At 71.6% G+C, this 5,099-nt stretch carries 8 protein-coding genes and 1 pseudogene; 6 read left to right on the top strand and 3 right to left on the bottom strand.

Translation table 11 applies throughout. From position 1 onward, the window contains the following. From ACWCV3_RS28460 to ACWCV3_RS28445, 4 genes and pseudogenes are all read left to right on the top strand, one after another. Window positions 1-642 (top strand): annotated as a pseudogene (locus tag ACWCV3_RS28460) (hypothetical protein); the annotation flags it as partial. Between the two features lie 98 nt (window positions 643-740). Further along, window positions 741-1,139: a hypothetical protein gene (locus ACWCV3_RS28455; protein WP_451230087.1), complete on the top strand. Its 399-nt coding sequence runs from the start codon at window positions 741-743 to the stop codon at window positions 1,137-1,139. A 40-nt stretch (window positions 1,140-1,179) separates the two neighbouring features. Continuing rightward, window positions 1,180-1,356 (top strand): hypothetical protein, encoded by a 177-nt coding sequence (locus ACWCV3_RS28450; RefSeq protein WP_451230085.1) that lies wholly within the window; start codon window positions 1,180-1,182, stop codon window positions 1,354-1,356. Between the two features lie 33 nt (window positions 1,357-1,389). Further along, the gene (locus ACWCV3_RS28445; RefSeq protein WP_451230082.1) at window positions 1,390-1,908 is read left to right on the top strand and encodes a hypothetical protein; all 519 of its coding nucleotides are present in this window, start codon (window positions 1,390-1,392) and stop codon (window positions 1,906-1,908) included. Window positions 1,909-1,997: 89 nt separating this feature from the next. Here ACWCV3_RS28445 and ACWCV3_RS28440 read toward each other — a convergent pair whose 3' ends face one another. Then, window positions 1,998-3,047 carry a tyrosine-type recombinase/integrase gene (locus ACWCV3_RS28440; protein ID WP_451230079.1) on the bottom strand — a complete coding sequence of 350 codons (1,050 nt, stop codon included), beginning with the start codon at window positions 3,045-3,047 and terminating at the stop codon, window positions 1,998-2,000. A gap of 11 nt (window positions 3,048-3,058) precedes the next feature. Further along, on the bottom strand, window positions 3,059-3,244 hold the full coding sequence (locus ACWCV3_RS28435; RefSeq protein WP_451230076.1) for a hypothetical protein: 186 nt from the start codon (window positions 3,242-3,244) through the stop codon (window positions 3,059-3,061). Between the two features lie 187 nt (window positions 3,245-3,431). On the opposite strand from ACWCV3_RS28435, the gene ACWCV3_RS28430 reads away from it, so the two are divergent. Further along, window positions 3,432-3,701 carry a hypothetical protein gene (locus ACWCV3_RS28430; RefSeq protein WP_451230073.1) on the top strand — a complete coding sequence of 90 codons (270 nt, stop codon included), beginning with the start codon at window positions 3,432-3,434 and terminating at the stop codon, window positions 3,699-3,701. Between the two features lie 66 nt (window positions 3,702-3,767). After that, window positions 3,768-4,310, top strand: a complete 543-nt coding sequence (locus tag ACWCV3_RS28425; RefSeq protein ID WP_451230070.1) for a DUF3560 domain-containing protein — start codon at window positions 3,768-3,770, stop codon at window positions 4,308-4,310. Between the two features lie 84 nt (window positions 4,311-4,394). Here the strand turns inward: ACWCV3_RS28425 and tgmA are convergent, their stop codons facing one another. Beyond that, a complete protein-coding gene (gene tgmA, locus ACWCV3_RS28420) occupies window positions 4,395-4,586 on the bottom strand; it encodes a putative ATP-grasp-modified RiPP (RefSeq protein ID WP_451230067.1) in 192 nt (63 codons plus the stop codon). Between the last annotated feature and the right edge of the window lie 513 nt (window positions 4,587-5,099).

The following is a 5,099-nucleotide window of genomic DNA, read 5'->3' as shown; positions in this document are numbered from 1 at the left end:
GACGTCTCGGCTGGTGTTGATGGCCCCCTGGCGGGCGCCGGGTCGGTCATCGGCCGGGACCGCGTCGGCATCTACGGCGGTTACTACCCGGTCAAGCGGGCGCTGGACGCGGGCAAGGCGACGTGGGCGTGGCAGACCGTCGCCTGGTCCGGCGGCCAGTGGGACGCCCGCGCGGTGATCCGACAGGGCCTCCAGAAGACCATCAACGGCGTCTCGTGCGACCTGAACACCGCGACCGCCGAGGACTACGGGCAGTGGACGCCCGGCAAGACACCGACCACTCAGCAGCAGGAGGCGGACTCTCCCGTGGCCACATCGAACGACGTGAAGACCCTGTTCCAGACGGACAACGTGCTGGCCTCGCCGGACGGCGACAAGGACCCCAAGGGAAACAAGTTCTGGACCGCCGAGTCGTACCTGCGGTACGGCTACCTTCAGGACCGGGACACCCAGGCGCTGGTCAAGGCGCTCGCCGCCAAGATGGACGCGTTGGCCAAGACGAACGCCACGCTGGTGGACGCCGTGGCGAAGCTGTCCGCGAACGTCGGCGGCCTGGACGCGCAGGCCATCGTGGACAAGCTGACGGCGGCCATCGAGTCCATCGACGTGCGCCTGGACGTCACGCCCTCGCCGGCGGCCTGACCCCGCAGCCCGAAGGCGCCGTGCCCACCAGCAGGGAGCACGGCGCCTTCGCCGTGTTCACCGGGCGCCTGTCAGTGCGCTCCGCTAGCGTGCTGCGCATGACGACCACGGAACACGTCTACGTCCTGATTCACCCCGACGGCCGCGCCGTGTGGGGCGACGAGATCGCCGCCGCCAACGAGCACCTGGGGCCGCACGGCATCGGCCGGGCGTTCCTCACCGACGGCTCACGGCTGCGGATCGCCATGTCCGACTGCGCGCTGGTCCTGCGCGAGGTGTACCCGCCGAACCCGTACGCCGCCGCCGCGCTGGCACACGTCGCCGGGCTGCGCCCGGAGGACGCCCCCGAGACGCGCGGGCCGATCGTCCTGTTCGGCTGGGACCCGATGAACGAGTGGGACAGCACCCGGCCGTTCACGGCCGCCGAGCGGGACACGATCTCCGGGGCGCTGGACGCGGCCGGCTGCACGACGGTTGCCGAACCCGTCCAACGGTGATTTAATCAAATCAGGAACACCGACCACGGAGGAACGAATCATGGACCGCACCGCCATCGCCCACCAGGTCTCCACCACCCTCGGCGATCACATCGAGGACTACGACATCGACGCCATCGTGGCCGACCTCGGCGCGGCCGGGGCCAAGAACAGCGTGGACGACGTCGACAGCGACACGTACTGGAACATCGTCCGCAAGCACGACCGCACCGCCTGACCGAACCCCTGACCAAGGAACGAGGAAGCAACCATGAGCCGTACGCCGCGCGTCCCGGACGCCGACGCCGTGGGGGTCGGCAGCCTGCTGGTCTCCCCGTCCGGGGACCTGTTCGTCGTCACCCGTCATGACGGCGGGCACTACTCCACTGCCGAGCTGGAGGACGTCCAGAACTTCGCGGGCGGCGGGGAGATGTACGAGGACCGCTACGCCCCGGACGGCTGGGGCGCGCGGGACTACCCGCAGACCTCCGCAGGTACCGCGCCCGCCGAGGTGGTCGACGCCATCCGCGCCGTGGAGGCGCACGCGGCGGCGGTCCGCGAGGTGATGGCGGACGTGGACCCCGCGCGGCACCGCACGCTCGTCAACGCCATGGCCGGGGCCCGGCACTGGCGCGGCAAGGTGTTGACCGACCCAGCGGAAGCCGGCGAGTACGCCCGGCTGCTGGCCCGGGAGGTCGAGAAGATCACAGCCGTGGTCGGCTCCCTGGCCTCCGCCGCGACGCTGCTCGGCACCGACGAGGAGTCCCTGCGCCACGAGACCGGCGCCTGACCACACCCCGCCTCCGAAGCCCCTTGGACCACCGGTCCTCGGGGCTTCGCCGTGTCACAGGAACCGGTCCACCAGGCCCGCGTAGACCTTCACCGACGCCTGGGTGTGCTTCGCCCGCAGGTCGGCGTTGGTACGGCGCCGGATGTACCGCATCGTCGTGACCACGTTCGCGTGGTCGGCGAATCGGCGGATGTCGTCGGGCGGCGTGCCTTCGTCGTACATGTGGTGAGTTTGCTCCCGCGCAGCACGTGCGGGGTGAGGTCGCGGCCCGGGAGCACGCCGGCTTGGCGGCCGAGCCGGTTCAGCAGCCGGTCGACGCCGTGGCGGTCCATCGGCCGGCCGTCGTCGTCCAGCAGCAGCGACGTGCTCGTGCTGCCCTGCCAGGCCGCCGCGCCGAGGCCGCACAGCTCCGACGGCAGCGGGAAGGGGACCGTCTTCCCGCCCTTGCGCCGCAGGGTGAGCACGCAGGCCCCGGACTCCGAGGACAGATCGGCCGTGGAGGCGTCGCAGCACTCCGAGACCCGGCCGGCCAGGGTGTAGATCAGGCTCACCGCGAACGCCTGCCGGGCGGTCGTGCACGCGCCGAGGACGGCCTGGAGTTCGCGGATTTCCAGGATCGGTGTCATGGACGACTCGTCGTTCGGGTCGACCCTGAACCGGTCGTACCGGGTGATGGGGTGGACCAGCTCCTGCCGGGTCCGGTACTTCACCCAGTCGATGAGCGACGTCAGGCTGGAGGCGAGGCGGTTGACCCGGCGCGGGCCCAGCCGCAGCTCCTCGGTCGCCCAGCCGCGCCACACCGGGATCACGTCGGAGGTGATGGAGCCGAGGTACCAGGGCTCCGTGCCGCACAACTCCCGCCCGGCGAGCGTCCAGTGGCGGACGTCGTCGGCGTACTCCCGCGCGGTGCCGTCTGAGCGGCGCGAGCGCAGCCAGGTGACGACGTGCTCGAACGTCTCGCGCTCCACTGTCGCGTGCAGCAGATCAAGGCGGTGCACGGGCGGGCCGAGCCGGCGGGTCCGGCGGTCGCGCGGGCGGACGACTCCCAACCGCGCGCGGAGCCCGGCGAGGTGGGTGTGCATCGCGGAGGCGAGGACCGGACTCGCGGCGCCCGTGGTCGTGATCGTGGTGGTGGTCACGGGCGATGAGCCTACTTGCTCCGGTCCGCGTCACCCCGGAGAGCTGCGCCGAACTGCCGCAGCCCGATGACCGCCGCTGCCGTGGAGCCCGGCGCGGGCTCGATGCCGTACAGCTCGTACTCCAGGAGGGCGATCCGCGTGCGGTCCGGGACGACCGCGACCGGTGCGCGACGCTTGCGGCGGGGCCAGAGTCTCATGCACCCACGGTGCCACAGCCCGCTGCCGGGCGTCCTGATCAAATCACACGTTTTGCGCTTCACCAGGAGCGATTCTGCGGGAACGGCGTTCCGTGGCACTCTGCGGGTTGCGCGTTCGACGGCGTCCATGGTTTAATTAATTCATCGGGACGGGAGCCCCGACAGACCAAGGAAAGAGGAACCGGCCATGAGCGAGACCTTCCGAGTCACCATCGAGCGTCACCACCCGAAGACCGGCGGCGCGCTCGGCGCCGGCACCCGCGTGGTGCAGGCTGCCGACAAAGAAGAGGCCGCGCGAGTGGCCGTCGCCGAGACGGTGGCCTTCATGCGGGCGAAGAACGACAGGCAGCGCGCGGAGATGGAGCGCACCGGCGAGACCTGGCCGCTCGGCCCCGAGGACCCGAAGGACTTCACCGTGCTGAACGTGCGCCGCGCCCCGAAGCGCCGCACCGCCTGATACGCCCGGCCCCGGGACACCGCGTCCCGGGGCTTCACCGTACGGACCAAGGAAAGAGGGACTGACGTGACCGACAACCCGAGCCCCGAGCGCCGGCGAGCCGACCGGCTCCAGCAGCGGGCCGACCGACTCACGGTCGAGGCCGAGCAGCAGAGGGAGCGCGCGGACGGCATGTTCGGCCGGTTCGCGGGAGGGCAGCCGCTGCTCGTCGGACACCACTCCTACCGCAGCGCCCGGCGCACCAAGGACCGCGCGCACGCGGCGGATGACCGGGCGCTGTCCGCGTACACCGAGGCGAAGCGAGCGCAGGAGAGCGCCAAGCACGCGAGGGCAAAGGCGGACGCCAAGGACGCCATCACGGACATCACGGCCACCCGGTCCCGGTCGTGGGAGCGCGGGGACTTCCGCGTCGGCGACATCGTCACGGTGCGCACGTTCGACACCCATCAGGACACGTACCGGGTGAAACGGGTCAACGCCAAGACGCTGACGCTGGACGGCGGGGGAGGCGGCTGGGACGACCCGAAGCGGCCGTACGACCGCGTCCTGTCCCGCACCCGCGATGGTGTCACCGTCACCGACCCGGCCGCCGGCGAGGCCACGGCCTGACCCGCAGACATGATGAAGCCCCGGAGGTTTGCAGACCCCGGGGCTTCGTCGTGCGCGCCCTGTCGTGCCCAACAGGGTAGCCGGTCAGTCGTCAAAGTGCGTCTTGGACCCGGCCGTGGACGTCGTGGTCCCGACGGTACGCAGCACGCCCGCGTCGGCGGCGGCCGGGCTGCCGTCGGCGAGGACGTTCACCTGGCGCTCGGGGTCGTAGGCGTACGGCACGTCCGGTTCGGGCGGGGCCGGCTGCGCGTGGCGGAGGGCGAACGGTTGGCTCACGGGTGGTTTCCTCTCCGTCGGCCGGTGGCCGGGAGCCGGTCCGGCTGGTCGGGGTGCGGCGTGGCGCCGATGTCCCGGAGGGCCCGGCGCAGACCTTCAGGCCCGTGGAGATAGGGGCCGCCGGTGCAGGTGCACCCCGGGGTCGCGTCCTGCTGATCCTCCGTCATGGGACCAGCGTCACCTAACGCCCCGGCGGGGGGAAGGGCATCGGGCGCGGCGTCCGGAACTGGTGCGTGCCCCGGGAATGTGCGGCGAGTCATGGGCCGCATTGTCTCGCGCGGCCCCGTCGCGCGGGTGGTGATCCGGTAGTAATCCACGCCATCGGAGGACACAGCGAAGCCCCGGAGCCACCACGCTCCGGGGCTTCATGCTGCTTTCAAGCAGACCCGCTACGCCGGCCAGTGGCGGCCGGTCGCCGGGCCGAACGCGGCGACGTAGACGCGGTGCAGGTAGTCGCCGGGCTCCCACCGGGCGCCCTCGGCCCCGTGGATGATCGAGTGCCCGGACCAGTTG

It is taken from the genome of Streptomyces sp. NPDC001781, from assembly GCF_053596035.1.
The sequence above is the reverse complement of the archived record's forward strand: the minus strand, read 5'-3'. Positions and strand labels throughout refer to the sequence as shown.

Excerpts from the sequence above, each read along its gene's own strand:
- ACWCV3_RS28455 (WP_451230087.1), top strand. The coding sequence starts at position 741 with ATGACGACCACGGAACACGTCTACGTCCTGATTCACCCCGACGGCCGC.
- ACWCV3_RS28450 (WP_451230085.1), top strand. The coding sequence starts at position 1,180 with ATGGACCGCACCGCCATCGCCCACCAGGTCTCCACCACCCTCGGCGAT.
- ACWCV3_RS28445 (WP_451230082.1), top strand. The coding sequence starts at position 1,390 with ATGAGCCGTACGCCGCGCGTCCCGGACGCCGACGCCGTGGGGGTCGGC.
- ACWCV3_RS28435 (WP_451230076.1), bottom strand. The coding sequence starts at position 3,244 with ATGAGACTCTGGCCCCGCCGCAAGCGTCGCGCACCGGTCGCGGTCGTC.
- ACWCV3_RS28430 (WP_451230073.1), top strand. The coding sequence starts at position 3,432 with ATGAGCGAGACCTTCCGAGTCACCATCGAGCGTCACCACCCGAAGACC.